Consider the following 1,405-nt stretch of genomic DNA (forward strand, 5'->3'; position numbering starts at 1 on the left):
ACAGAGCCGTGGCAGGCCATGGTCGCGGCTATTTTGTCCAGCCGCTCCTTCAGCGTGTCGACCGTGTCGTTGTCTGCGATCTCGTCGGCGAGGTCGCGCACCAATTGCCCGACATTGGTCTCGCCCAGCATCGACGGCGTCTCGCGCACCGCGACGGCGCCGGGGCCGAAGCGCTCGATGCCGAGACCGAAGCGGGCCAGCGTTTCCGAATGCAGCGCAAGCCGCTCGGCGTCCTCTTCCGGCAGGTCGATGATCTCGGGCAAAAGCAGCATCTGCGAGGGCACCGGGCGCGAGTGCAGCGCATTCTTCAGCGCCTCGTAGACCAGCCGTTCATGCGCCGCATGCTGGTCGACGATGATGAGCGAATCCCTGGTCTGGGCGACGATGTAGTTTTCATGCACCTGGGCGCGCGCCGCGCCCAGCACCGCGCCGAGCAGGGTCTCGGCCGCTTCATCCTGCCCTGCGCGTGCATCGGCGCTGGCAAGCGGACCGGCATCGAAAGCCGCTTGCTCGTTTTCACGCAAGCCGCGCTGCTCGAAGCCCGCACCCTCGAAACCCATATCGAGCGGCCGCTGCGACGACCGGACGGGATCGAAGCCGGACGGGCCCGACGCGCGGTAGGCCGCGTCGTAGCTGCGGTGGCCGTTTGCCGGTCCGCCGTGGCCGTAGGATGCGGCCCCTGGCCGGAACGCGGCCATCATGCCGGCGGCACCCGTGGTGGCGGCGCGGACGCCGGCATCGGCCAGTGCCTGTCGAATTGCACCGACGATCAATCCGCGCACAAGGCCGGGATCGCGGAAGCGCACATCGGCCTTGGCTGGATGGACATTGACGTCGACGATGGCCGGGTCGAGCGTCAGGAACAGCACCGTCACCGCATGGCGGTCACGCGGCAGGACGTCGGCATAGGCACCGCGTATGGCGCCGGCGATCAGCTTGTCGCGCACCGGGCGGCCGTTCACATACGCATATTGCTGCAGCGCGTTGGCGCGGGTGAAGGACGGGATCGACACGTGGCCGGTCAGATGCACGCCTTCGCGCATCGCATCGACGGCAATCGAATTGTCGGGAAAGTCGGTGCCCATCACCTGGGCGACACGGCGCAGGCTGCCTTCCGCGCTGTCATCCGCCGCCGGCAATTCCAGCGTCGAGCGGTCCGAGCCGGCCAGCGTGAAGCGCACGGCGGGGAAGGCGATGGCGATGCGCTTGACCACATCGCTGGTGGCCGAGCTTTCGGCGCGTTCGCCCTTCATGAACTTTAACCGGGCCGGCGTTGCGAAGAACAGGTCGCGCACCTCGATCGTGGTGCCGCGATTGGCCGCCGCCGGCCTGACAGGCAGAACGCGGCCACCCTCGATGCCGATCTCGGCGGCGCTGTCACTTGCTGCCGTGCGCGAGCGGATCG

1 protein-coding gene is annotated in these 1,405 nt (G+C 68.2%); it reads right to left on the reverse strand.

The window, feature by feature from the left end:
* A partial coding sequence (mutL, locus tag EN984_RS34665; RefSeq protein ID WP_164765925.1) for a DNA mismatch repair endonuclease MutL occupies positions 1–1,405 on the reverse strand: 1,405 nt, incomplete at both ends.

Source organism: Mesorhizobium sp. M7A.F.Ca.CA.004.12.1.1, assembly GCF_003997835.1.
Classification (GTDB): domain Bacteria; phylum Pseudomonadota; class Alphaproteobacteria; order Rhizobiales; family Rhizobiaceae; genus Mesorhizobium.